General features: G+C 66.7%; 21 protein-coding genes and 2 tRNA genes. 11 read left to right on the forward strand and 12 right to left on the reverse strand.

The window, feature by feature from the left end; translation table 11 throughout:
• Window positions 1-8: 8 nt before the first annotated feature.
• On the forward strand, window positions 9-1079 hold the full coding sequence (locus JF52_RS16610) for an NADPH:quinone reductase (protein ID WP_052167081.1): 1071 nt from the start codon (window positions 9-11) through the stop codon (window positions 1077-1079).
• Here JF52_RS16610 and JF52_RS0113815 read toward each other — a convergent pair.
• Window positions 1039-1111, reverse strand: a tRNA-Val gene (locus tag JF52_RS0113815). The genes JF52_RS16610 and JF52_RS0113815 overlap by 41 nt on opposite strands.
• Window positions 1112-1264: 153 nt before the next feature.
• Here JF52_RS0113815 and aceE point away from each other — a divergent pair.
• From aceE to JF52_RS0113845, 6 genes are all read left to right on the forward strand, one after another.
• A complete protein-coding gene (aceE, locus tag JF52_RS0113820; RefSeq protein ID WP_033107165.1) occupies window positions 1265-3991 on the forward strand; it encodes a pyruvate dehydrogenase (acetyl-transferring), homodimeric type in 2727 nt (908 codons plus the stop codon).
• A 31-nt stretch (window positions 3992-4022) separates the two neighbouring features.
• A complete protein-coding gene (locus JF52_RS0113825) occupies window positions 4023-5216 on the forward strand; it encodes a PucR family transcriptional regulator (RefSeq protein WP_152594915.1) in 1194 nt (397 codons plus the stop codon).
• Window positions 5217-5312: 96 nt separating this feature from the next.
• Complete coding sequence (locus tag JF52_RS0113830) at window positions 5313-6233, forward strand: ACP S-malonyltransferase (protein ID WP_033107167.1); 921 nt, start codon at window positions 5313-5315, stop codon at window positions 6231-6233.
• The gene (locus JF52_RS0113835) at window positions 6230-7231 is read left to right on the forward strand and encodes a beta-ketoacyl-ACP synthase III (RefSeq protein WP_033107168.1); all 1002 of its coding nucleotides are present in this window, start codon (window positions 6230-6232) and stop codon (window positions 7229-7231) included. Before JF52_RS0113830 ends, JF52_RS0113835 begins: the two co-directional genes overlap by 4 nt.
• A gap of 68 nt (window positions 7232-7299) precedes the next feature.
• Complete coding sequence (locus JF52_RS0113840; protein ID WP_033107169.1) at window positions 7300-7548, forward strand: acyl carrier protein; 249 nt, start codon at window positions 7300-7302, stop codon at window positions 7546-7548.
• Window positions 7549-7646: 98 nt separating this feature from the next.
• Window positions 7647-8882: a beta-ketoacyl-[acyl-carrier-protein] synthase family protein gene (locus JF52_RS0113845; RefSeq protein WP_033107170.1), complete on the forward strand. Its 1236-nt coding sequence runs from the start codon at window positions 7647-7649 to the stop codon at window positions 8880-8882.
• 158 nt (window positions 8883-9040) lie between these two features.
• Here JF52_RS0113845 and JF52_RS0113850 read toward each other — a convergent pair whose 3' ends face one another.
• Window positions 9041-9544, reverse strand: a complete 504-nt coding sequence (locus tag JF52_RS0113850; RefSeq protein WP_033107171.1) for a DUF3145 domain-containing protein — start codon at window positions 9542-9544, stop codon at window positions 9041-9043.
• A gap of 175 nt (window positions 9545-9719) precedes the next feature.
• Window positions 9720-10493 carry a hypothetical protein gene (locus JF52_RS0113855; protein ID WP_033107172.1) on the reverse strand — a complete coding sequence of 258 codons (774 nt, stop codon included), beginning with the start codon at window positions 10491-10493 and terminating at the stop codon, window positions 9720-9722.
• A 177-nt stretch (window positions 10494-10670) separates the two neighbouring features.
• On the opposite strand from JF52_RS0113855, the gene JF52_RS0113860 reads away from it, so the two are divergent.
• Both JF52_RS0113860 and JF52_RS0113865 read left to right on the forward strand, forming a co-directional pair.
• Window positions 10671-12668, forward strand: coding sequence for a DUF262 domain-containing protein (locus JF52_RS0113860; RefSeq protein ID WP_033107173.1), 1998 nt, complete (start codon window positions 10671-10673; stop codon window positions 12666-12668).
• Window positions 12668-12964: a hypothetical protein gene (locus JF52_RS0113865; RefSeq protein ID WP_033107174.1), complete on the forward strand. Its 297-nt coding sequence runs from the start codon at window positions 12668-12670 to the stop codon at window positions 12962-12964. Before JF52_RS0113860 ends, JF52_RS0113865 begins: the two co-directional genes overlap by 1 nt.
• A gap of 13 nt (window positions 12965-12977) precedes the next feature.
• Here the strand turns inward: JF52_RS0113865 and JF52_RS0113870 are convergent.
• Window positions 12978-13052 (reverse strand) — tRNA-Ile (locus JF52_RS0113870).
• A gap of 33 nt (window positions 13053-13085) precedes the next feature.
• A complete protein-coding gene (locus tag JF52_RS0113875) occupies window positions 13086-13622 on the reverse strand; it encodes a gamma carbonic anhydrase family protein (protein WP_033107175.1) in 537 nt (178 codons plus the stop codon).
• Between the two features lie 130 nt (window positions 13623-13752).
• Between JF52_RS0113875 and JF52_RS0113880 the strand changes: the two genes are divergently transcribed.
• Window positions 13753-14238 carry a Dps family protein gene (locus JF52_RS0113880; RefSeq protein WP_033107176.1) on the forward strand — a complete coding sequence of 162 codons (486 nt, stop codon included), beginning with the start codon at window positions 13753-13755 and terminating at the stop codon, window positions 14236-14238.
• 72 nt (window positions 14239-14310) lie between these two features.
• Here the strand turns inward: JF52_RS0113880 and JF52_RS0113885 are convergent, their stop codons facing one another.
• The 7 genes from JF52_RS0113885 to JF52_RS0113915 all read right to left on the reverse strand — a co-directional run bounded on the left by JF52_RS0113885 (window position 14311) and on the right by JF52_RS0113915 (window position 22898).
• Window positions 14311-16425 (reverse strand): acyltransferase family protein, encoded by a 2115-nt coding sequence (locus JF52_RS0113885; protein ID WP_033107177.1) that lies wholly within the window; start codon window positions 16423-16425, stop codon window positions 14311-14313.
• Window positions 16426-16492: 67 nt separating this feature from the next.
• On the reverse strand, window positions 16493-17971 hold the full coding sequence (locus tag JF52_RS0113890) for an amidohydrolase (RefSeq protein ID WP_033107178.1): 1479 nt from the start codon (window positions 17969-17971) through the stop codon (window positions 16493-16495).
• Window positions 17968-18612, reverse strand: a complete 645-nt coding sequence (locus JF52_RS0113895) for an FMN-binding negative transcriptional regulator (protein ID WP_033107179.1) — start codon at window positions 18610-18612, stop codon at window positions 17968-17970. Before JF52_RS0113895 ends, JF52_RS0113890 begins: the two co-directional genes overlap by 4 nt.
• A gap of 23 nt (window positions 18613-18635) precedes the next feature.
• Window positions 18636-20114 carry an alanine/glycine:cation symporter family protein gene (locus tag JF52_RS0113900; RefSeq protein WP_033107180.1) on the reverse strand — a complete coding sequence of 493 codons (1479 nt, stop codon included), beginning with the start codon at window positions 20112-20114 and terminating at the stop codon, window positions 18636-18638.
• A 43-nt stretch (window positions 20115-20157) separates the two neighbouring features.
• Complete coding sequence (locus tag JF52_RS0113905) at window positions 20158-21174, reverse strand: Fpg/Nei family DNA glycosylase (RefSeq protein ID WP_033107181.1); 1017 nt, start codon at window positions 21172-21174, stop codon at window positions 20158-20160.
• Between the two features lies 1 nt (window position 21175).
• Window positions 21176-21679, reverse strand: a complete 504-nt coding sequence (locus JF52_RS0113910) for a ribose-5-phosphate isomerase (RefSeq protein ID WP_033107182.1) — start codon at window positions 21677-21679, stop codon at window positions 21176-21178.
• Window positions 21680-21716: 37 nt separating this feature from the next.
• Window positions 21717-22898 carry a ferrochelatase gene (locus JF52_RS0113915; RefSeq protein WP_033107183.1) on the reverse strand — a complete coding sequence of 394 codons (1182 nt, stop codon included), beginning with the start codon at window positions 22896-22898 and terminating at the stop codon, window positions 21717-21719.
• Between the two features lie 124 nt (window positions 22899-23022).
• Between JF52_RS0113915 and pepN the strand changes: the two genes are divergently transcribed.
• The gene (gene pepN, locus JF52_RS0113920; RefSeq protein ID WP_033107184.1) at window positions 23023-25590 is read left to right on the forward strand and encodes an aminopeptidase N; all 2568 of its coding nucleotides are present in this window, start codon (window positions 23023-23025) and stop codon (window positions 25588-25590) included.
• The last annotated feature ends 5 nt before the right edge of the window (window positions 25591-25595 follow it).

Here is a 25595-nt window from a genome sequence, read left to right on the forward strand (position 1 = left end):
CATCCGACATGAGAGCAATCGTGTACACGGACAAGGGCGGCTCCGAGACGCTCACGATGATCGAGCGCGACGCGGGGCAGCCGGGTCCCGGAGAGGTGCGCGTCCGCATCCACGCGTCGGGAGTGAATCCGACCGACTGGAAGGCGCGCGCCTCTGAGGGAACACCAATGCCGTTCGATCAGATCGTGCCGAATCAGGACGGCGCCGGCGTTGTGGATGCCGTTGGCGATGATGTCGCGGACCTGCAGGTGGGCGATCGCGTGTGGCTGTACCTTGCGGCACATGAGCGTCCGACCGGAACCGCACAGGACGTCACCATCGTTCCTGCCATCCGTGCCGTGCGCCTCCCGGACGGCATCGGCTTCGACACCGCCGCGAGCCTCGGCGTGCCGGCCATGACGGCGCATCGCGCGCTGACCGTGCACGAATTCGGCCCGTCGCGCCTCGCCCCCGGCGCTCTGTCCGGCAGGACAGTGCTCGTGCAGGGCGGAGCAGGAGCGGTGGGGCATGCGGCGATCCAACTCGCTGTCTGGGCCGGAGCGACGGTTCTCACGACCGTGAGCGGCGACGAGAAGGAGGCCCTCGCTCGTGCCGCCGGCGCGCAGCACGTGTTCCGCTATCCCGACGATCGGCTGGCCGAACGGATCCTGGAGGTCGCTCCTTCGGGCGTCGACCACATCGTCGAGGTCTCCCCCGCGATGAACGCGGCACTGGACGTGGCCGTGGTCGCGAATCATGGTTCGATCGCGTTCTACGCGAACGACAAGGGCGACACGATCACCATCCCGATCATCGCCACCTTCGCGAAGAACGTGCGGTGGCAGGGGCTGCTGCTCTACACGGTCGGTGAGGATGCTCTCGCCGCGGCGGTCGCAGACATCACAGCCGCACTGGAGGACGACGCGCTTCCTGTCGGAGAGGAGGCCGGGCTTCCCCTCACCTGGTTTCCGCTAGAGGAGACGGCCGCCGCTCACGACGCGGTTCAGCACGGGGCGATCGGGAAAGTGCTCATCCGCGTTGCGGAGAGTGACCATGAAGTGGGCCCTGCCGGGATCGAACCGACGACATCCACGGTGTAAACGTGGCGCTCTACCAGCTGAGCTAAAGGCCCTGGTGTCTTCAGTCTATCCATGTCGCGGATGCGCGACGCAGTCTGTGAAGAGGGCTAGGCTGAATGCGGCGCGCGTTGTGCCGAGCCGACAAGGCTCCCCGCGTCGCTTCCCGTTTCCTTGGCAAGACCTGCCAGCTTGACGAAAGGCTCCTTGTGACCGTTCACGACCAGGATCCGTACTCCCAGGGCCCCCTCGACAGCGATCCGGAGGAGACCGGCGAGTGGCAGCAGTCACTTGACGGGCTGGTCGATTCCAAGGGTCACGGCCGCGGCCGCGAGATCATGCTCAGCATGCTCAAGCGCTCGAAGGAGCTGCACCTCAACGTGCCGATGGTTCCGACGACGGACTACATCAACACCATCGCCTCCGAGAACGAGCCGGACTTCCCCGGCGACGAGGAACTCGAGCGCCGCTACCGCCACTGGATCCGCTGGAACGCGGCGATCACCGTGCACCGCGCGCAGCGTCCTGGCATCGGCGTCGGCGGTCACATCTCGACCTACGCGTCGGCGGCCTCGCTCTACGAGGTCGGCCACAACCACTTCTTCCGCGGACAGGACGACTCGTCCGGCGGCGACCAGATCTTCTACCAGGGTCACGCCTCCCCCGGCATGTACGCCCGTGCCTACCTCGAAGGACGCCTGAACGAGTCACAGCTCGACGCGTTCCGCCAGGAGAAGTCCGGCGCACCGAACGGCATCCCCTCTTACCCGCACCCGCGCATGATGCGCGACTTCTGGCAGTTCCCGACCGTCTCGATGGGCCTCGGCCCGATCAACGCGGTCTACCAGGCGATGGCGAACAAGTACCTCGAGAACCGCGGCATCAAGAGCGTCGCCGACTCCCACGTGTGGGCCTTCCTCGGCGACGGCGAGATGGACGAGGTCGAGTCTCGCGGTCAGCTGCAGGTCGCAGCCAACGAGGGCCTCGACAACCTCACCTTCGTGATCAACTGCAACCTGCAGCGCCTGGACGGACCGGTGCGCGGCAACGGCAAGATCATCCAGGAGCTGGAGTCGTACTTCCGCGGCGCCGGCTGGAACGTCATCAAGGTCGTCTGGGGCCGCGAGTGGGACGACCTGCTCGCCCGCGACACCGAGGGCGCACTGCTCAACCTCATGAACGTCACCCCCGACGGTGACTACCAGACCTACAAGGCCGAGAGCGGCGCCTTCGTGCGCGAGAACTTCTTCGGTCGCGATGAGCGCACCGCCGCTCTGGTCAAGGACTACACCGACGACCAGATCTGGAAGCTGCGCCGTGGTGGCCACGACTACCGCAAGGTGTACGCCGCGTACAAGGCCGCCATGGAGCACAAGGGCCAGCCGACCGTCATCCTCGCGAAGACGGTCAAGGGCTACGGCCTCGGCCCGCACTTCGAGGGGCGCAACGCGACGCACCAGATGAAGAAGATGACGCTGGAAGACCTCAAGCTCTTCCGCGACACGATGCAGATCCCGATCACGGATGCGCAGCTCGAGGAGAACCCCTACCAGCCCCCGTACTTCCACCCCGGCGCGCAGGACGAGACGATCCAGTACATGCTGGACCGCCGTCACGCACTCGGTGGATTCCTGCCCGAGCGGCGCACCACCCACGTGGGGCTCACGCTGCCAGAGGACAAGGACTACGCGTTCCCCAAGAAGGGCTCTGGCAACCAGGAGGTCGCCACGACGATGGCGTTCGTCCGCATGCTCAAGGACCTCATGAAGGTCAAGGGCTTCGGAGAGCGGGTCGTCCCGATCATCCCGGACGAGGCGCGCACGTTCGGTATGGACGCGTACTTCCCGACCGCGAAGATCTACAACCCGAACGGCCAGAACTACACCGCTGTCGACCGCGAACTGCTCCTCGCCTACAAGGAGAGCCCGCAGGGTCAGATCATGCACGTCGGCATCAACGAGGCGGGCGCCACCGCGGCGTTCACCGCGACCGGCACCGCATACTCGACGCACGGCGAGCCGCTGATCCCGATCTACATCTTCTACTCGATGTTCGGCTACCAGCGCACTGGCGATGCCTTCTGGGCGGCCGCCGACCAGATGGCCCGCGGTTTCGTGATCGGCGCGACCGCCGGCCGTACGACGCTGACCGGAGAGGGCACGCAGCACGCTGACGGCCACTCCCCGCTGCTCGCGTCGACAAACCCGGCCACGGTGACGTACGACCCGGCCTACGGTTACGAGGTCGCCCACATCGTGCAGGCCGGCATCGAGCGCATGTACGGCGGAACGCACCCCGACCCGGACGTCATGTACTACCTCACGGTCTACAACGAGCCGTTCAAGCAGCCCGCTGAGCCGGAGGACGTCGACGTCGAGGGCATCCTCAAGGGTCTGCACCGCGTCTCCGAGGGCCAGGGCGACGGACCGCGCGTCCAGCTGCTCGCCTCCGGCGTCGGTGTGCCGTGGGCTCTCGAGGCTCAGGAACTGCTCGCGAAGGACTGGGGCGTCACCGCCGATGTGTGGTCCGTCACCAGCTGGACCGAGCTGCGCCGCGACGGCCTCGCCGCCGACGAGCACAATTTCCTGCACCCTGAGGAAGAGCCGCAGGTCGCATACGTCACGCAGAAGCTGCAGGGAGCCGAAGGTCCGTTCGTCGCGACCAGCGACTTCATGCACGCGGTGCAGGACCAGATCCGTCAGTGGGTTCCCGGCGAGTACTACACGCTCGGCGCCGACGGCTTCGGTTTCGCGGACACCCGTGCGGCGGCCCGTCGTTTCTTCAAGATCGACGGTCCCTCCATGGTGGTCCGCGCGCTTCAGGGCCTCGCAGACAAGGGCCAGGTCGAGCGCTCCGTGATCGCACAGGCGATCTCGAAGTACGACCTGCACAACGTCAACGCCGGCACGAGCGGAAACGCCGGCGGCGAGAGCTGAGCCCGGTGTGACCGGATCGCCTGTGGCATCGATGGACAAGACGACGACGCTCGCCTGGCTGCGCCGGATCTCCGGCGATCTCGCCACGGCGACCATCCAGCGTCTCGATGACACGCTGCCCTGGTACGCCGACATGCCACCGGCCCGCCGCTCTGCGGTCGGGCTGGTGGCCCAGGCGGGCATCACGTCGTTCATCCAGTGGTTCGACGATCCGACCTCCACGCCGTGGATCGCGGCGGACATCTTCGCCGCAGCCCCGCGCGAGCTCTTGCGCAGCGTCAGCCTGACCCAGACGTTGCAGCTCATCAGGGTGACCGTGGAAGTCACAGAGGAGCGGGTCGCCGGCAAGGGCGAAGCGCTCCGCGAAGCCATCCTGCTCTACTCGCGTGAGGTCGCCTTCGCCGCCGCAGACGTGTACGCCCGCGCCGCAGAGGCGCGCGGGCTGTGGGATGCGCGGCTCGAAGCTCTGGTGGTCGACTCCATCCTCACCGGTGAGGCCGACGAGGAGCTGCCCAGCCGCATCGCGGCACTCGGGTGGCACGGTCATGGCGAGGTGTGCGTGCTGGTCGGTACGACTCCCCCGCAGTTCGACGTCGATCACGTGCGCCGCACTGCGCGCAAGCTCGCGGTCGACGTGCTCATCGGCGTTCAGGGCTCGCGGCTCGTCCTGGTGCTCGGCCGTGCGCGCGTTCCCGGTCGCGAAGACGTCGCGGATGAACTCGCGTTCGAAGACATCGCGGCGCGTCTCGAGCCGTCGTTCGGCCCCGGCTACGTCGTGCTCGGCCCGCCCGTCGCGGCTCTCGTGGACGCAGGGCAGAGCGCACGCGCCGCCCTCGCCGGATTCGCCGTCGCCCGTGCATGGCGCACGGCTCCGCGTCCCGTCGAGGCCGACGACCTGCTGCCCGAACGCGCACTCGCCGGCGACCCGCTGGCGAAGCAGACCCTCATCGAGCGCATCTACCGTCCGCTGCAGGCGCATTCGACAGACCTGGTCACGACGCTCTGGAGCTATCTCGACAACGGTCGCTCCCTCGAAGCGACGGCGCGAGAACTGTTCGTGCACCCGAACACGGTCCGCTACCGCCTCAAGCGCGTGAGTGAGGTCATCGGCTGGGATGCCACGGGTCCGCGAGAGGCGCTGATCCTGCAGACGGCGCTGATCATCGGCTCGATCGGCGCCACGGATCCGGTGCGTCGCCGTCCGACCAACCGCCGCGCACGCTGACAAGCCGGCGAACGCTGTGCGCCACACACAAGGGAATCTCGGAATCTTGTGATGGTTCATCCACCGTTCTGGCTCGAACGTTGGCAGACTGAGTAGGTGATTGTCGCCTGCTGCCCTGGACAGGGCTCACAGACCCCCGGCTTCCTCTCCGCCTGGCTCGAACTGGACGGCGTCGCCGACAGCCTCGCAGCCTATTCCGAGGCGGCCGAAGTCGATCTCGTCCTGCACGGCACGCAGTCCGATGCCGACACGATCCGCGACACGCGCATTGCGCAGCCGCTCATCGTCGCGGCGTCACTGATCGCCGCCGCAGCACTCGCCGAGCGCGCCGGACGCGCCCCGGACGGCACTGCGGGCCATTCGGTCGGTGAGCTCGCCGCGCTCGTCGGCGCCGGTGTCGTCTCCGCAGAGCAGGCGATGAGTCTCGTCGGCGTCCGCGGACGAGCGATGGCGGATGCCGCGGCACAGACCCCGACCGGAATGAGTGCGGTGATCGGCGGCGACGAGCACGCAGTGCTCGCGCGTCTCGCCGAGCTCGAACTCTCACCGGCCAACTACAACGGCGGCGGCCAGATCGTCGTCGCCGGTGCTCTTCCCGCCTTGGCCGCACTTGCCGAGGAGCCGGTCAAGGGAACCCGGGTGATCCCGCTGCAGGTCGCCGGCGCGTTCCACACCGCATACATGGCGCCGGCCGTCGAGACGCTGCGCGCGGCGATCGGCGCGGTCGTTCCCGGCGACCCGCAGATCACGCTCTGGACCAACAAGGACGGTTCGGTCGTCACGTCCGGCGCCGCGGCCCTCGATCTGATCGTCAACCAGGTCTCCTCGCCGGTGCGCTGGGACCTCTGCATGAGCTCCTTCGCCGACAACGGCGTCACCGGGCTCATCGAACTCGCCCCGGCAGGAGCCCTCGCCGGCCTCGCCAAACGGGGCCTGCGCGGCACGCCGGTCGTAGCCGTCAAGACACCAGAAGACCTCGACGCAGCGGCTGAGCTGCTGAACGGAGCAGCCGCATGACCGCCACGCTGAAGCAGGCCACCGGCCCGCAGTTCACCCGCATCCTGTCGTTCGGCGCTGCGCGCGGCGAGAACGCGGTCCCGAACGACGACCTCATCGGGCCGATCGATTCCAGTGACGAGTGGATCCGCCAGCGCACCGGCATCATCACCCGTGCGCGCGCGGTCAAGGAGACCGACGCGATCGATCTCGCCACCATCGCGGCCGCCGAGGCCATCGAGAAGGCCGGTGTCGCAGCATCCGAAGTCGACCTCGTGATCGTGGCGACCATCAGCAATCCGAAGCAGTCGCCCTCGGTGTCGGCGATCGTCGCCGACCGCGTCGGCTCGAACCCGGCCGCGGCATACGACGTCAACGCCGCATGCGCCGGCTACGCCTACGCCATCGCGCAGGCCGACGCGCTGATCCGCGCCGGCGCCGCGCGCTACGCCCTCGTGATCGGCACGGAGAAGCTCTCCGACGTCGTCGACCCCGCCGACCGCAGCATCTCGTTCCTGCTCGGCGACGGTGCAGGCGCCGCCCTGATCGGGCCGAGCGAGACGCCTGGCATCGCGCCGGCCGTCTGGGGGTCGGACGGCTCGAAGGCGGATGCCGTCGGCATGAACGGCACCCTCACCCAGTTCCGCGACGGCGAGGTGCCGTGGCCGACGCTCCGTCAGGAGGGCCCCACGGTGTTCCGCTGGGCGGTCTGGGAGATGGCGAAGGTCGCACGTGAGGCACTCGACGTCGCCGGCATCGAAGCGGCAGACCTCGCCGCATTCATTCCGCACCAGGCCAACATGCGCATCATCGACGAGTTCGCGAAGCAGCTGAAGCTGCCGGAGACCACGGTGATCGCGCGCGACATCGAGACCACCGGCAACACCTCGGCGGCCTCCATCCCGCTCGCTAGCCACCGGCTGATGGCCGAGCATCCTGAACTCTCCGGCGGACTCGCACTGCAGATCGGCTTCGGCGCCGGTCTGGTATTCGCAGCTCAAGTCGTCGTCCTCCCCTGAACACGTCCGCCGACCTCCTAAACTGTTCATCGGTTCCGAATACAACCCGCAAGAAAGAGGAAAACCACATGGCTTTCACCAACGATGAGGTCCTCGCCGGCCTCTCCGAGCTCATCACCGACGAGACCGGCATCGACGGCTCCGCGGTCGCGCTCGAGAAGTCCTTCACCGATGACCTCGACATCGACTCGATCTCGATGATGACGATCGTCGTCAACGCAGAAGAGAAGTTCGGCGTCACCATCCCCGACGACGAGGTCAAGAACCTCAAGACCGTCGGTGACGCCGTGAACTTCATCGTCGCCGGCCAGGCGTAAGACCTGACGGATGCCACCCTCGCGAACCGCGAGGGTGGCATCCTCTGCCTTCCCTCTCCAGAGACTGCTCTCGTCCCCTTCGACAGGAACCACACCCAATGACCAAGCGCATCGTCGTCACCGGTATCGGCGCCACTTCCGCAATCGGCGGCACGGCTCCGGAGAACTGGACCAACCTGCTGGCCGGTATGTCCGGGGGCCGCACCCTCGAACATGAGTGGGTCGAAGAGCTTCAGCTCCCCGTGACATTCGCCGCTGAGGCGATCGTGCGCCCTGAAGAGGTCCTCGCGCGTCCGGTCGCCAAGCGCCTCGACCCGTCCTCCCAGTTCGCGTTGATCGCGGCCATGGAGGCGTGGGAGGACGCCGGCTCGCCCGATGTCGATCCCGAGCGTCTCGGCGTGGACTTCGCGACCGGCATCGGTGGCGTGTGGACCCTGCTCGACGCATGGGACACGCTGCGTGAGAAGGGCCCTCGCCGCGTCATGCCGATGACGGTGCCCATGCTCATGCCGAACTCGGCCGCGGGCAATCTGTCCCTCCACTTCACGGCGCGCGCCTTCGCCCGCACGGTCGCGTCCGCCTGCGCATCCAGCACTGAGTCGCTGGTCAACGCCTACGAGCACCTGCAGTCAGGGCTCGCGGATGTCGTCATCGCCGGCGGCACCGAGTCGGCCATCCACCCGATCACGATCGCGTCGTTCGCATCGATGCAGGCCCTATCGCGTCGCAATGACGACCCCGCCACCGCCTCCCGCCCCTACTCGGAGGACCGCGACGGCTTCGTGATGGGTGAAGGCGCAGCGGTGCTCATCCTCGAGACCGAAGAGCACGCCAAGGCGCGCGGCGCCAAGATCTACGCCGAACTCGTCGGCGGCGGCGTCACGGCCGATGCGTTCCACATCACCGCCAACGCTCCGGAGGGCGCAGCGCGTGCCGTCACGCTCGCGCTCGAAGCCGCTGGCCGCACACCGGATGAGATCACCCACATCAACGCGCACGCGACATCGACGCCGGTCGGCGACCCGAATGAGTACGCCGCGCTGAAGAGCGTCATCGGCGACCGCGTGCACGACATCCCGGTGTCGGCGACCAAGGCATCCACCGGTCACCTCCTCGGCGGCACCGGCGCACTCGAGGCGATCTTCACGATCCTCGCGATCCAGAACCGCGTCGCACCCCCGACCATCAACCTCACGACCCAGGATCCGGATATCCCGCTGCTCGTCTCCGGCGATGCACAGCCTCTGGGTGAAGGCCCGCAGCTCGCGATCAGCAATTCGTTCGGCTTCGGCGGGCACAACGCCGTCGCCGCATTCGCGTCCTACGAGGACTGAGCACGTTCAGGTCCGCATGACGAAGGCCTCGTCTCCGATCATCTCGGAGCGAGGCCTTCGTCGTGCGGGGGCGGGATTCGCGTTCTCGGAGTCCGGGATGGTTCACCGGCATCCGATACTGACGCCTCCTGCGCCCCGGGTCTGAAGGAGGTCGGAGGCTAGCCGACCTTGTGAAGCCACACGACCGTGGAATCGTCGCTGGCGTGGCGGAATGGCTCGAGCTCTTCATCCCAGGCCGAGCCGAGAGCGACATCGAGCTCACGCTGCAACTCGAGCGCGCTTCCGGCCGCGATCTCCATGGCGTAGCGGATGCGGTCCTCGCCGATGACGATGTTGCCGGCCGCGTCGGCCTGCGCATAGTGGATGCCGAGATCAGGGGTGTGCAGCCAACGACCGCCGTCGCTGCGCGGCGTCGGATCCTCGGTCACCTCGAAGCGCAGGTGCTCCCAGCCGCGGATCGCGGTCGCGAGTGCAGCGCCGGTGCCGACGGGGCCGTCCCAGTAGAACTCGGCACGACGAGATCCCTCGAGTACAGGCTGTTCGGCCCACTCGAAGTTCACCGCACGACCGATAGCGCGTCCGACCGCCCATTCCAGGTGCGGGCAAAGCGCGCGAGGCGCAGAGTGGATGTACACCACTCCGCGTGCGTAAGCCGTCGCCATGATCTCTCCGTTTCTTCAGGTGCGTCTTCCCCAACGACCTGAGCCAACGAAGTGTGGCGAGAATATGCGGTTATACGCCGATTATCGCCCAGACGGACAGAAATCACAAGCGTGTGATTATGGAGAAAGCCCCGGCCTTCGGGCCGGGGCTTTCTCAGGACGGTGATCAGGCGGACTACGCCTCGCTCATCGCCTGCTTGACCTGCTGGCCCTTGGCGGCGTAGTAGGCGGCGCGTGCAGCATCCTTGCGCGCCTGCTCCGCGTAGCCGGCCTCGAGAACGTCCTGCGGGACCTCGAAGTTCTCGACCTGGTCGGTACCGTTGTACTTGTCGATGTAGGCGTCGAGCTCGGGACCCGACGTCCACGACGTGATGAGGTTGTAGCGGGGCTCGGATCCGACGTGGGTCGCGGCGTGCCACAGTCGCTGCGTGTCGATGATGAGCTGAGCCCCGGCGGGAAGCGCGATCCGAACCTCGCCCGCCGGGTCGGTGCGGTTCTCACGCAGGACGAAGAAGCTGTCCTTGTCATCGCTGAGGTTGAAGAATCCGCGGACGACCCATCCGGTGCCGTCGGGGTTCAACCGGTTGTTGTCGTCCTGGTGAAGGTTGTAGAGGCATTCGCCGTACGGCGTGGGCTGCAGCTCGATCACGCGGCAGCGGCCGACATTGGCACCCGGCTCCTGCGCGCGACGCGTGAGGTTCGGGGCCTTAGCGACCTGGGAGTCGATCCACACGCCGTCCTTGTCGGTGCGCGGCGGCTTGTGGTTCCAGAAGCCGTTGCACTCGATGTCGCCGAAGGCACTGGCCAGCGGAGCGAAACGGGTGTCACCCGACGACTTCCAGTCGTTGTACTCGATGTCCAGCCACTCTTTGGGATCGAGGTCCTGGTTGTAGCTGTCGAGGACGACGAAGCCCTTTTCCTCGAGGGCTGCGGATTTGATGTATCCCATGATCTAGGTCATGTCCTTTCATCGGGGGCCAGCACGTTTTAACAGGCCCTGATAAGGCAAGCCTAACAGCGTGTTCTGCGGCACCAGCGTGGCCCACCGCCGGCGATTCGCCGGCGACTAGACTCTTTCACGGCGGGTAGCGGGATCGCACCGCCGTGAGGAGCAAGAGCGAAGAACATGGCAACCGCCACGAATGTCGAAGCGACCGCCGTCAACACGATCGAGTGGCTCTCTGCTCCGGACACGACCATCGTCGTCCCGGTCTACCAGCGCCAGTACCGCTGGGACATCGGCGGATGCGAGCGCCTGCTCTCCGACATCCGCGCCGTCGCCAAGGAAGGCGACACGCACCGCCATTTCATCGGCTCCATCCTCTCCGCACAGGACGCCTCGGAGATCGACCTGATCCTCATCGACGGACAGCAGCGCATCACGACGCTCATGCTGCTCGTCGCCGCTCTGCATCACGCGGTCCGTGATTCCGACCCCGCCATGGCCGCGGACCTCGAACGGGTACTGGTGCGAGCGGATGACCCGTCGCGCACCAAGCTGCGCCCGCACCATGCGTGGGCCGAGCTCTACGAGTCGGTCGTTCTCGATCAGCGTGACGATGCCGACCGCGAATCGCGCTTCGACGACAATTACGCCTTCTTCCGCAGCCAGGTGCATGCTGACGAGGCTCCGACGATCTGGCGCGGACTGCAGAGGATCGAGCATGTGTCGATCACACTCGGACCTGCGGCGAACGCGCAGCAGATCTTCGAGAGCCTGAACTCCACCGGCGAGCCGCTGCGCGATCACGAGCTCATCCACAACTACATCCTGATGGGCCTCACCCACGCTGAGCAGCTCGACGTCGAGGAGCGCTACTGGCTTCCGATCGAGCGTCACACGGGCGAGACGATCGGGGCATTCTGGCGCCACTACCTCGTGATGACCACAGGCCGGGAGGTCGCCGCGAACGGCGAGCACGGCGTGTACAGCGCGTTCCGGCATTCCTTCCCGCGCGTGGATGTGGCGCATCTGCAGGCGGATGCCGACATCTGGCGCCACTACGCCGAGATCTACGCCGTCCTGCTCGATCCTTCTTCCGAGAAGGATGCCGAGATCCGGACGCAGCTCCGGTACATCAACACGTTCGGACGCGCGGCCTATCCCCTGGCCATGAGCGCGTACAGCGACCACGTGCGCGGCCTCATCCCGCGCGCAGAGCTGATCGAGACGCTCGAGTGGATTCAGGCCCTCTATCTGAGACGCGCGCTGGTCGGGCTGCCGGCTGAGCGAATGATCGCACGGCTCTGCCGGGCACGCGCCGAAGGACGCGAAGCACTGATGCGGGCGTTCGCGCGCATCACCCCGTCGGACGAGCGTGTCAGCGCGGTGCTGAAGTATGCAGAACTCCCCCACGCGGCGTACGTGCTCGGCCGCCTCGAGCAGGTGGAGGACACTTCGGATCACGACGTCGAGCACATCGTTCCGCTCGTGCCCAGCGATTCCTGGTCAGGCGACGGCACCCGGCCCTGGATCGATTACTCGGAGGACGAGCGCAACAGCCACAGGGCGCTCGCACCGACGCTCGGCAACCTCACGCTGCTCGAGCAGTCCCTCACAGAGCGCGTCTTCGGCGCCTCCTACGACGACAAGCGGCGGGATGCGTATGCACGCAGCGCGGTCGAGGAGACGCGCGCCCTCGTGGACACCGATTCCTGGGGCACAGCGACCATATCGGCGCGCACGGTGCGGCTCACCGAACGGCTGGTGCGCATCTGGGCTCGACCGGCCCTCCCTGAGATCGACGACGACGCCCTCACCCCTGTGCTCGACGCCGTGCGTCGGCGCGGCTGGCCCGCAGGCTGGGACCGGGAGTTCGATTACGTCGAGTACCGCGGCGAGCACTGGGAGGTGAAGGACGTGCGTGCGCTCTTCAACCGGGTCTTCCGCCGCGCATGGACCGACGCCCGCCCGTCTGCACTCGCGTACAGCAGGAGCCACGGCGGTCCCATCTACGACGAGATGGCGTGGAAGGGACAGTGGGATGCTCTGGACGACGAGAACTTCCTCTACATGGGCTGGGATTCGAACTACATGATGAGCGCGCTGCAGGGCGTGCTGGAGGAATCGGGTATCGCCGCCGAGGTGTTCGTGAAATACTCCTACATCGGGAACGTGATGTGATGCGACAGAAGACTCATACCGATGCGCCGGCCACGCCGAAGGCCGCCGATCCGGTCGACCAGGCATTCGAGGACATCTCGCTCGGATGGGACGCGGATGTGCCGCTGGAGTGCGAATGCGACCATGGCGACGAAGAGGCGTACGCAGCGTGCGGACGCCGCGCCAAGTGGCGAGTGACGATCGACTGCACGTGCGGCGAGAACCATCCGCGCACGGTGGAGCTGCTGTGCACGAAGTGCCTGCGCACGGCCCGCAAGGATCTGGGCAACGAGGCCATCACCGCGCGTCCGCTGTGACGGCGGATGAGAGTAGGGCGGGTGGGACTTGAACCCACGAATCGTCGGGTTATGAGCCCGCTGCCTTAACCAACTTGGCCACCGCCCCGCAGAGTTAACAGCCTAGCGGTGCAGGTCGGCGTCAGAGCGCCGTGGCGCTCCGGTGCGTCTCCAGGTGCGAGTGGTAGATCTCGGCGTTCGCGATGATCCCTGCCCGCTCGTCCTCGCTGAGTTCGCGGCGCACCTTCGCCGGCACGCCGGCCACCAGCGATCCGTCCGGCACCTCGGTGCCTCCGAGGATGACCGCACCACCGGCGATCAGGCAGCCCTTGCCGATCACCGCGCCGCTGAGGATCACCGAACCCATCCCGATCAACGAGCCGTCGCCGATCGTGCATCCGTGCACGACCGCGTTGTGACCGATCGACACGTTCGCACCGATGACGACGGGATGGCCGCTGTCGACATGCACCGAGACGTTGTCCTGCACGTTGCTTCCGGCCCCGACCGTGATCCCCGCTGAATCGGCACGCAGCACCGCGTTGTACCAGACGCTCGCGCCGGGCTCCAGCGTGACGTCGCCCACGATGCGCGCTCCGTCGGCGACGAAGGCGTCGTCCGCGATGCGCGGCGTCTTGGTGCCGAGGGCGAGAACGGATGCTGATGACGAGATGCTCATGAGGCGAGACTATCCTCAATTCCGCGTCATTCCGCGGAAGTGAGCCGAGCCTCAGCTTGCTTGCGGAATGTTTCAGTCTGAGTAGCGTTGTCTCCATCAGGTTCGAATTCGCCGTTCTGGAGGAAGAAACATGAACAAGGCACAGACCATCTCCACCACCGCCAGCGACCCGACGGTCGCCGCGGCCGCGGCACAGTTCCTCTCCCCCGTCGTACTCGGGCTGCAGGCTCTGACCGTCAACGGCAAGCAGGCGCACTGGCACGTGCGCGGCGCCAACTTCATCGGCGTCCACGAATTGCTCGACTCGGTCGTCGCACACGCGGGCGCGTTCGCCGACACCGCTGCAGAGCGCATCGTCGCTCTGGGCCTGCCGATCGACGCGCGGCTCAGCACCGTCGCCGCCAAGGTCGCCGCATCGGCAGTGCCGGCAGGGTTCACGCAGTCGACCGAGCTGATCCGCAACATCGTCGCCGACATCGACGCGATCCTCGTCGACACGAAGGCCGCGATCGACGGTCTCGACGAAATCGACCTCACGAGCCAGGACGTCGCGATCGAGATCATGCGCGGCCTCGAGAAGGACCGCTGGTTCCTCGTCGCTCACGTCGCCGAGTAGTCGGACGACACACGAAGAAAGGCACGGGATCCGTCCGGTGCCTTTCTTCGTTCCCACGCGGGATGCAGCAGCTCAGCCCGCGGCCGCCATCGCATCCTTCATCGCCTGGGTGTACTGCGGTGCCAGGGTGTCGACGAACGTCACCGTCAGATGATCCTGGTCGCGATACACGTTCGCGCCACCGATGACCGTCTTGCAGGTATCCTCGTCGCAGAAGACGTCGGTGAAGTCGAGCAGGGTCACATTCTCGGCGCCTTCGGCCGCATCACGCAGCGGATCGTCCTCGAGCAGCACATCCGCGCGTGCCCCTGAGCATTCCGCCTGATCGCGTGTACGCAGGCATTTGTTCGGGTCGGTTTCGAACACCGGGTTGTCGACGACCGTGATCACCGGGATGCCGCGATCGGTCATGGTCGACCATGCCTTCTGATACCCGGCCACCGCGGCTTCGTGAGCGGATTCGAACCCGGCAGACGAGTAGGGCGTGTTCGAGATCGCAGACGTGAAGACGACATCGAAGTCACGGTCCGCGAGTTGGGCGTCCACACCCGCTCTCCAGTCGGAGCACGCGGCACCGAAGGAGCCGCCCGTCGCCAGCGGCGTAGCGTTCCACGGGCATGCACCCTTGAAATACGTCGTGAGGTGCCAGCCCTCCCGCTCGGCGATCCCCTGGAACGTCGACAGCAGCTGAAAGGCGTGGCTATCGCCGATGAGGGCAACCTGGGGGGCGTCAGGGTCGTCAGAGCCGAACTCACACGACTTGGCCCGCGAGTCGTTCAACTGGATGAAGCACTGCTCATCCGAGGGACGATCGACGCCTGCGAACCCCGGGGCGGGAAGGATCGTGTCGAGCTCAGTACCTGCGCACGACTCATCCAGCACCGATGCCGCGCCGAAGCAGGCCGGCGGATTCTCACGGACGTCCTCGATCGCCTGCACGCCCTGCTGATACGCCGGCGCGTTGATCGCCCAGCCTCCGGCGGCCACCGCACCGACCAGGATCATCGCTGCAAGAGCCGCCCACAGCGTCACCTTCGGTGGACGCGTCGTCAACGGCTTCCACGTGCGCGCCGGATCCTCGACGAACCGCTTGGTGAGCCACGCGAGCACGAAGCAGATCACCAGCAGCGCGACACGGTGGTAGATCGTCAGGCCCCAGAACGGCACAGACGGAGCGATGATGATCAGCGGCCAGTGCCAGAGATACAGGCTGTACGAGATGTCACCGGTGAAGCGCATCGGCGGTATCGACAGAAGGCGGGTCGGATACCACCAGCGATCGGTGTTCGACGCGGCGATGATCGCGGCGGCCCCGAGCGTCGGCAGCAACGCCGCATATCCGGGGAACGGGGTCTGCCCGTCGAAGCGGAACGCCGTGTACAGCAGCGCGATGATTCCAGCCCAGCCGAGCACGAAGCTCACAACGGCATTGCGCACGCGCAGCATCGGCACGAGGGCGATGACCGCACCGACGCCGAACTGCCACATGCGCCCCATGGTGACGAAGTACGCCGGTGCAGGATCGGTGATCGTGTATACGACGCAGAACACGAATGACGCCACCGAGACGAGGCCGATCGCGATCGCCGCGGCGCGCAGTCGATCCCCGCGGAACCACTTGACCGCGACCCATGCCGCAAGCAGCATGATCAGCGGCCACAGCACGTAGAACTGCTCCTCCAGCGAGAGCGACCAGTAGTGCTGCACCGTCGTGGGGTCTCCGGCCTGCGCCAGATAATCGGCGGAGTTGAAAGCCAGGTACCAGTTCTCCACGTAGAACGTGGAGGCGATGATCTCCTTGACCTCAGCGGGCAGCGCCGAGGTCGGTGTGAGGAACGGGACCGCCGCGACGATCGCGCAGAACAGCAGCACGAGCAGCGAGGCCGGCAGCAGACGGCGCGCTCGGCGCGCCCAGAACTGTCCGAGCTTGACCGTTCCGGTGGAGGTGAGCTCCCTCGCGAGATGCGCGGTGATCAGGAAGCCGGAGATGACGAAGAAGATGTCGACGCCGACGTAGCCGCCGCTGAGGCGGGCGGGCCAGAAGTGGTACAGCACGACGAAGAGGACGGCGATCGCCCTGAGTCCCTGCACGTGCGGGATGAACCGCGAGGTTGCCGCATGCTCCGGTGAGCGGTCTCGTCGACGCTGGGACCGAGTGGGAGCCGGAGTCTGCGCTGTGGAGTTCACGGCTACAACGGTATCGTGCGCACGCTGAGATCACGCGCACCGCCAAGCGGTGACGGGTGCCCCTCGATCACGTCAAGTGCGTGATCGAGCCGCCGAGCAGTGTCGCCAGCACCGGCATCGCGCGCAGCATCGACGGGTCCGCATCCTGCGGATCGGCAGCGCACAGCACCAGATCAGCGGGCTCGCCAGGACGGACGGCGCTGCGGACGCTCGCAGCGAGCGCCTCGTCGACGCTCAGCCGTTCTTCGGGATGCCACGGCTCGCGCTCGTCGTTCGTCCGATGCACCGCCGCCGCGATGGCCTGCCATGGCTCCAGCGGCGCCACTGGCGCATCGGAACCCAGTCTCAGCTCGGCCCCGACCCGCAGCAACGACGCCATCGGATACCCCACGGCCGTCTGAACCGCCCAGTACTGCTTCACCAGGTCGCGGTCATCGACCGCATGCTGCGGCTGCACGCTGACTGCGAGGCCGAGTCGGGCGAGACGGGCGAGGTCGGCGTGGCGCACCAGCTGCGCGTGCTCGATCGTTCCGGATGCGCCGGTCACGGTCACCGCGTCCAAAGCGGACGACACCGCGCGGTCGCCGATCGCATGGATGGCGACGGCGAGTCCGGAGCCGACCGCCTCCGTCAGAAGTCCGATCAGTTCGGCGGGCGGAATGTTCAGCACGCCGAAGTCGGCGGCGTCGCCGGGGTAGGCGTGCGAGCACGCGGCTGTACGCGTTCCGAGCGACCCGTCCGTGATGATCTTGAGGGATCCGACGCGCACGAGCCCGCCGGTCTCCGGCAGCACCTCACCGGTTCGAAGACCACTCGCGATGGCGCGCGCAAGGTCCGCCGGGTACACCGCGAATTCCACCCGCTGCGTATTGAAGCCGGCACTGGCGCGGCGTGCCCACGCATCCGCATTCCAGGCCATGTCGAAGTCGACGATCCCCGTCACTCCCCTGGCTGCGGCGGCCTGGCCTGCTGCACGCACCGCGAGATCGCCGTGCACAGGCTCCACCGCGTTCACGCGCTTCGAGATCTCGAAAGCGTCTTCTTCGCGCAGCATCCCGTCGGAAGAGACGAATCCCTCTCGCGCGAGTGCGGTGGAATTCAGCCACACACTGTGCACGTCCGCGTTGATCAGGTACGTGGGCTCATCTCCCGTCGCTGCGTCGAGAACCTGCAGAGACGGGGAGTCCGCCCACAACGCGTCCCGGAAACCTGTGCCGACGCGTCGGCCGTCGGCCAGCGGTGCGACGCCAGCCATCCGCGAGGCGGCGTCGACGGCTGAGACAGCGGCGCCCAGTTGTTCCCGTTCGGAAGCCAGAGCCCACTGCACGGTGTGAACGTGGTTGTCCCACAACCCTGGTACGACCCATGCACCGTCGGCATCGATGGTCTCGCCCCCTACTGGCAGGGCGCCGGCAGGGGCGATGTCGACGATCCGGCCGCCATCGATGTGGATGTCGACCGGCTCGTCGTCGACGAGGAACTCACGCCCTGGCCCCGCGACCCGAGCATTCCGGATCACCGAGACGTGGGTGCCGACCTCCGTCATGCCGTGCGACCGGGGCGAGCGTCCTGAGCCCTGCGCATCTCGCCGGCCAAGGCGGGGTTCGCATAGACGCCATCGCCCTGCAGTTCGGCGATGACGCGTTCGACGGTCGCGGCTTCCTTGTTCTGGCTGAGCTTGCGCTTGGCCACCACTCGCGTCGGCGTCAGACGGAATCCGACCGTGCCCGAGGCGAGCCTGCGCACGAAGGCCTCGTCGTTCGGCCGCTCCCACATGAGCCGCGGATCCGGCATACGTCCCTCGAAACGTTCGACCAGCCGGTCGAGCACCCTCAGGTTCTCGTCGTCGCTGAGGATCTCCGGCACGCCCGAGAGGTGCACCGCGATGTAGTTCCAGGTCGGCACGGCCTGCGTGTCGGGCCCGTACCAGCCGGGAGACACATAGCCGTGCGGGCCCTGGAACACGACCAGGAGTTCGCGCTCCCCCATGCCGTGAATCAGGTCATCGGGGCGCCCGACATGCCCCACGATGGTGAGGTCATCGCGGTCCTCGTCGAGCATCATCACGTAGTGCGAGGCGACCTGTCCGTCCGCCGCGCCGCTCACGATCGTCGCCCACGGATTCTGCTCGATGACACGTCGCATCTCGGCGACGTCGGCGAGAGTGAAACTGGGGTTCTGACGCATGCTCTCAGCCTAGATGCCTGCGCTCACTCGGTCTTCACGACCGGAATGGACTGAGTCTTCCAGTCTTCGAAGGCCTTGTCTCCCGCCATGAACGCGTCGACTTCCTCCGGAGTCGCCCGCAGCTTCGGGTCGTTGTCGAGGTACTTCTTCGTCTCGCGGGCGACGAGACCGGAAAGGATCAGCAGGCCGATGAGGTTCGGCAGCGCCATGAGGCCGTTCATCACATCCGAGAAGGCCCACACGACCCCCAACTGCACCGTGCAGCCGATGAACACGACGAGTGAGAACAGGATGCGGAACGGTACCACCGCCCGGCGTCCGAACAGGCGCTCGGCATTGCGCTCGCCGTAGTACGACCAGCCGAGGATGGTGGATCCGGCGAAGAGCACCAAGCCGATCGTGACGATGTAGTGCCCCCATTCGCCGGGTAGTCCGTTCGAGAAGGCCTCGCCAGTCATCAGCGCCGGGCTGATCTGCTCACCGGTGTCCGGGTCGGTCTGGTTCCACACGCCGGTCGTGATGATGACGAGTCCTGTGCACGTCACGACGATGATCGTGTCGATGAACGTCTGAGTCATCGATACCAGGCCCTGTCGGACGGGGTGGCTCGTCTTCGCGGCGGCGGCTGCGATCGCTGCTGAACCCATGCCGGACTCGTTGGAGAAGATGCCGCGGGCAACGCCGTATTGCACCGCGATGATGATTGCTGATCCTGCGAATCCGCCGACGGCGCTGGTTCCGGTGAAGGCGTCTGTGAAGATCTGTGCGATGGCCGCCGGGATGCCTCCGACGTTCGCAATAAGGATGTACAGCGCACCGAGTACGTAGAAGATGATCATGATCGGCACGAGACCTGCCGTGACCCGGCCGATCGACTTGATGCCGCCTACGAGCACGACCAGCGCGAACACGGTCAGCACTATCCCGGAGACCCACGGCGGCACGCTGAAGCTCGACTCGAGGTTCGTCGCGATCGAGTTGCCCTGGGTCATGTTGCCGATGCCGAAGCAGGCGATCAACGCGGCGACCGAGAAGAACAACGCGAGCGTCTTACCGAACCATCCGCGGATGCCGCGCTCGAGATACTGCTGGGGCCCGCCGTTCTTCTCGCCGGCCTCATCGGTCACGCGGAACCGTACGCCGAGGAAAGCTTCGGAGTACTTCGACGCCATGCCCAGAAGGCCGGTCACCCACATCCAGAACAAGGCGCCGGGTCCGCCGATGCCGATGGCGGTGGCGACGCCGACGATGTTGCCGGTTCCCACCGTGGCCGCGAGGGCCGTCGTCAGCGCCTGGAACTGCGAGATGTCACCGTCAGAGCCCGGATCCTTCCGCGTGAACAGTCCCAGCCGCAACGCGGAGCCGAGGCGGATGAACTGCAGCCCGCCGAGGCGGATCGTGAGATACAGTCCGGTTCCCAGCAGAAGAGGGATGAGGAACCATGGTCCCCAGATCCAGCCGCTGATTGTCTCTAACGCGCTCTGCAAGCCCGTGAGGTCCATGATGCTCCTGTCTGCGTCGGTGCAGTCGATGGGACCACATTAGTCAGGCCTGGCACCTCGGACACCAGTAGAGCTTCCGCGCGCCGAGTTCTTCGAGTGCGATCTCGGTACCGCATACGCGGCACGGCAGGCCGGCACGGTGGTAGACCCAGTGCCGATCGTCACGGCTCGCCATGGCCGCACGATAGTCGGTCGGTGACAGGTCGTCCATGGTCATCATCTGGCCGGTCTCGACGCCGATGGCGAGTAGCCGCACCCAGTCGTGCCAGAGCTGGTGAACGATCTCCTCCGGCACGTCGCGGCCAGGCGTGTGCGGGTTCAGACGCGCCCGGTACAGCATCTCGGCGCGGTACACGTTGCCGATGCCGCTCACCACCGACTGATCCATCAGCAACAGGGCGATCGGGGTCTGCTTCTTGCGCACCGCTCGGACGAAGCGCTCCTCGTTCTCGATCGGGTCGCCCACGAGAGGGTCAGGGCCGAGTTTGGCGACGCTGGCGAGCATCTCATCCGGCGTCTGCAACTCGCACGCCGTCGGTCCGCGTAGGTCGGCCGCCGTGATGTCGGTCATCAGGCGAAGCCGCACCTGACCCACGATCGGCGGGGGCCACTCCGAACCCTCGTCCGCGAGACCCTTGGTCTGCTCGGACATGCGCACGTGCACCCGCGCGCGCCTGGGCGCGCCGATCGACGCCAGCGAGTTCTCGCCCGCGCTGTCGAGGATCGGGGCGTCATCGAGCATCGGAGCGTCCAGATCCGTGCCGCGCTGATTCGTCTGCCCCATGCGTCCGTTCGCGGACGCGATGGTCGGGTCGATGAGGATCTCGCCCGCGAAGTCCCATGCGCCGTAGAGGCCCAGGTGGACCCTTAGCCACAGGTCGCCCTCGGCCTCGAGGAACATCTGCTTGCCGACGGCCTTGACGCTGACGGCCTCTCGTCCGTCGAGCAGCGCCGCTCCCTCCGCGAAGCGGCCCTGAGGGCTGGAGGCGTGCAGCCGCTTGCCGATGAAGTTACGCTCGAACTGCCGAGCGATCCGGTGGACGGAGTGACCCTCTGGCATGTCAGGCCTGCGGGTCTGACAGCTCGCGGGGGTCAGGGAGCAAGGAGCCGTCGCGTTCGAAATCCGCGATCTGGCCGATCCGACGCACATGGCGCTCCTCGTCCGAGAACGGCGTCGAGATGAAACGGTCGATGAACGCGGTGACCTCGTCGAACGTGTGCTGGCGCGCACCGATCGAGATCACGTTCGCGTCGTTGTGCTCACGGGCGAGCTCGGCGGTGGACAGATTCCATACGAGTGCCGCGCGGATGCCCTGCACCTTGTTCGCAGCGATCTGCTCGCCGTTGCCCGAGCCGCCGAACACGATGCCCAGTGCCACGACGCCCGCAACCTGATCGGCGACGACGCCCTGCGCCGCACGGATGCAGAACGCCGGATAGTCGTCGACGGCGTCGTACTCGAGCGGACCGTGGTCGATGACCTCGTGATTCGCGGCTCGCAGGTGGTCCTGCAGCTTCGTGGAGAATTCCAGTCCCGCGTGGTCGGTGGCGATGTGGATGCGCATGCTCACCATCCTAGAAGCGTCTGCATGCCGGCCCGCGTCAGGGCGTGAGACCGGCCGCGGCCGGCTTGAAACCGAGCCGCACGTTCTCGCAGTCCCCGGCGCGCGACACGTCGTACCAGGGCCCGAGGTCGGTCAGGTGCGGGCGCTCGGATGCCGGTGTCCCCTCGACGCGCTCGATCACGAGGTCGACCAGTCCGGCGACGAACGCGGGGTGCACGCCCGGCGTCTGCGTCCGCGTGGCGAGCAGGCCCGCCTCTGCGGCCGACTCCATGGCCTCGGTGTCCAGATCCCACATGACCTCCATGTGGTCGCTGACGAACCCGAGCGGCACGATCACGACCGCCTTCGCACCTGCTGCCGGCAGCTCGGCGATCACGTCGTTGATGTCGGGCTCGAGCCACGGCTGCGTGGGAGGACCGGAGCGCGACTGGAACACCAGCTGCCAGGGCACTGTCGTGCCACCGGTGACCGCGGCCACATTCTCGATGATGTGGGCGGCGACGGCACGGTGCTGTGCGACGTACGCGCCGCCCTCGCCCCAGTCGATATCCCTGGGTCCTGAGCGTTCGGCGTCTGCGGTCGGGATCGAGTGGGTCGAGAACAGTACGTGGATGTCGGATGCCGCGACCCCCTGCTCGAGGAACCCGGCGACCGCGGCATCCACACCCTCCTGGAAGGGCTGCACGAAACCGGGGTGGTCGAAGTAGAGACGCACCTTGTCGGCGGTCACACGATCTTCGAGGCCCGCGTCCGTGATCGCGCGGGCGATGTCCTCGCGGTACTGCCGGTCACTGGAGTACGAGCTGTATGCACTGGTGGCCAGCACGAGCAGCGTCGAGTGCCCGTCATCGGTGGCTGCCGTGAAGGCATCGTCGAGATAGGGGGCCCAGTTGCGGTTGCCCCAGTACACCGGCAGATCGATGCCGCGGCGCGCGAGCTCTGCCTCGAGTGCGGTCTTCAGCTCGCGGTTGTGGGCGTTGATCGGGCTGATCCCGCCGAAGTGCCGGTAGTGGTGCGCCACCTCTTCGAGCCGCTCGTCCGGGATGCCGCGGCCTCTCGTCACGTTGCGCAGGAACGGGATCACGTCATCCTGCCCTTCCGGCCCGCCGAAGCTGGCCAGCACCAGGGCGTCGTACGCCACCGGCGTCTCGACGAACTCGGGGCCGTCTGCGGCAGCGGCGGATGCGAATGGAACGAGGTCAGGAGCGGATGCAGTCACACGTCCATCTTTCCACCACCGCGCACCGACAACGCCCGGGTCCTGGCGTAGGCTGTCATGGTTGCCGTCGGCGCCAGCCGCGTCGGATCTCGGTGCCGACCCCGAACCCCTGGGAGAATCAGCTGTGCCTGGAGAGAATCTCACTCGAATCGAAGCTCAGGAGCGACGCGCTCTCATCGACACGCAGTCCTACGGGATCTCGCTCGATCTGACGAAGGGCGAAGAGGTCTTCGGTTCCCGCAGCGTCGTGCACTTCCGTGCGACTCCCGGAAGCTTCACCTTCATCGACCTGATCGCGCGCGACGTGCGTGAGATCTCGCTCAACGGCGAGCAGCTCGACCCCAGCGAGGTCTTCGACGACTCGCGTATCGCACTGTCGGGTCTGCAGGAGGAGAACGTCCTCGTCGTCGACGCCGACTGCCTGTACACCAACACGGGCGAGGGCCTGCACCGCTTCGTCGATCCTGTCGACGGCGAGGTGTACCTCTACTCGCAGTTCGAGGTACCGGACTCGCGCCGCGTCTTCGCCGTGTTCGAGCAGCCCGACCTGAAGGCGACGTTCCAGTTCACCGTCACTGCTCCCGAGGCGTGGAAGGTCATCTCGAACTCGCCGACGCCGGAGCCGATCAACCACGACGAGAACGCCACCGCCACCTGGGGCTTCGAGCCCACCCCGCGCATCTCCTCGTACATCACGGCCCTGATCGCAGGACCGTACGAGTCCACGTTCTCCGAGCTGACCAGCGCCTCGGGCGATGTCATCCCGCTCGGTGTCTACGGCCGCAAGAGCCTGTGGCAGCACCTCGACGCCGACTACATCTTCGACAAGACCCGTGAGGGCTTCGCCTACTACGAGGAGAAGTTCGGCGTCCCGTACCCGTTCGCGAAGTACGACCAGCTGTTTGTGCCCGAGTTCAATGCGGGTGCGATGGAGAACGCGGGCGCCGTCACGTTCACGGAGACATACGTCTTCCGCAGCAAGGTGACGGATGCCGTCAAGGAGCGCCGGGTCGTCACGATCCTGCACGAACTCGCACACATGTGGTTCGGCGATCTCGTCACCATGAAGTGGTGGAACGACCTGTGGCTGAACGAGTCGTTCGCCGAATGGGCGTCGACCATCGCGACGGCCGAGGCCACCGAGTGGACCGAGGCGTGGACCACGTTCAACGCCATGGAGAAGACCTGGGCGTACCGCCAGGATCAGCTGCCGTCCACGCACCCGATCGTCGCCGAGATCAACGACCTCGAAGACGTGCAGGTCAACTTCGACGGCATCACGTACGCCAAGGGCGGGTCGGTTCTCAAGCAGCTCGCGGCCTGGGTCGGCATCGACGCGTTCTTCGCCGGTGTCGGGCAGTACTTCCAGAAGCATGCGTGGGGCAACACCGAGGTGAGCGACCTGCTCACCGAGCTCGAGGCCACCAGCGGCCGCGATCTCAGCACCTGGTCCAAGAAGTGGCTCGAGACCGCCGGTGTGAACACGCTCTCCCCCGTCATCGCCGAGGACTCCGACGGCGTCATCACGCGCTTCGCGGTGACTCAGACGGCACCAGCCGACTACCCGACGATCCGCCCCCACCGCCTGGGCATCGGCTTCTACGACCTGTCAGACGGCACCCTCACTCGCACGCACTACGCGGAGATCGATGTCGACGGCGATCGCACCGAGGTCCCAGAGCTGCAGGGCCGCAGCCGTCCCGACCTCGTACTGCTCAACGACAACGACCTCGCGTACGCGAAGATCCGGCTCGACGAGCGCTCGCTGGCGACCGCGATCGATCATCTCGACGCGATCGCCGATCCCCTCGCACGCTCGCTCGTATGGGGTGCGGCCTGGGATCAGACCCGCGACGCCGAGAGCACGGCATCCGACTACATCGAGCTCGTGCTGCGCAACATCGGCAGGGAGTCCGAGTCGACGACGGTGCGCACCACGCTCGCGCAGCTGCGCACGGCCGCGACGCTGTACGTCGCACCGTCCGAGCGTGACGCCGCGCGTCTGAAGATCGCCGACGGCCTGTGGGATCTCGCGCACGGCGCCGAGGCCGGCAGCGACAGCCAGCTGCAGTTCGTCACGGCCTTCGCCAACACTCTCGTGAACTCGGAGCACGCCGGTATCGTCGGACGCCTTCGCTCCGGTGAGGAGACGCTCCCGGGCCTCGAGATCGACACCGATCTCTCCTGGCAGCTGCTCGTCGGCCTCGCCACGATCGGTGCGACGGATGCCGCGTCCATCGACGCCGCCCTCGCCGCGGACAACACCTCCAAGGGTGGGGAGTTCGCCGCTCAGGCCAGGGCCGCGCTGCCGACCCAGGCGGACAAGCGCGCGGCGTGGACCTCGCTCATCGACGACGACAACCTGCCGAACACGATCGTGCGCTCCGCAGCGCTCGGCTTCGGGCACCCGAACAGCACGGCAGTACTCGGCGAATTCGTGCCGGAGTACTTCGACATGCTGCTCCCGGTATGGGAGTCGCGCACCTACCAGATCGCCAGTTACCTCATCGTCGGGCTGTACCCGACGGCGCTGGCGAACGCCGATCTGCGTGACGCGACGCGGTCCTGGCTCTCGGCGAACGGTGACGCCGCTCCTGCTCTGCGTCGCCTCGTCAGCGAAGGACTCGCCGACGTCGAACGTGCCCTCGCCGCGCAGTCGCGTGACGCCGAAGGCGACGAGGAGCACAACTGACCCAC

Origin of the sequence: Microbacterium profundi (assembly GCF_000763375.1) — a bacterium.
Lineage (GTDB): Bacteria > Actinomycetota > Actinomycetes > Actinomycetales > Microbacteriaceae > Microbacterium > Microbacterium profundi.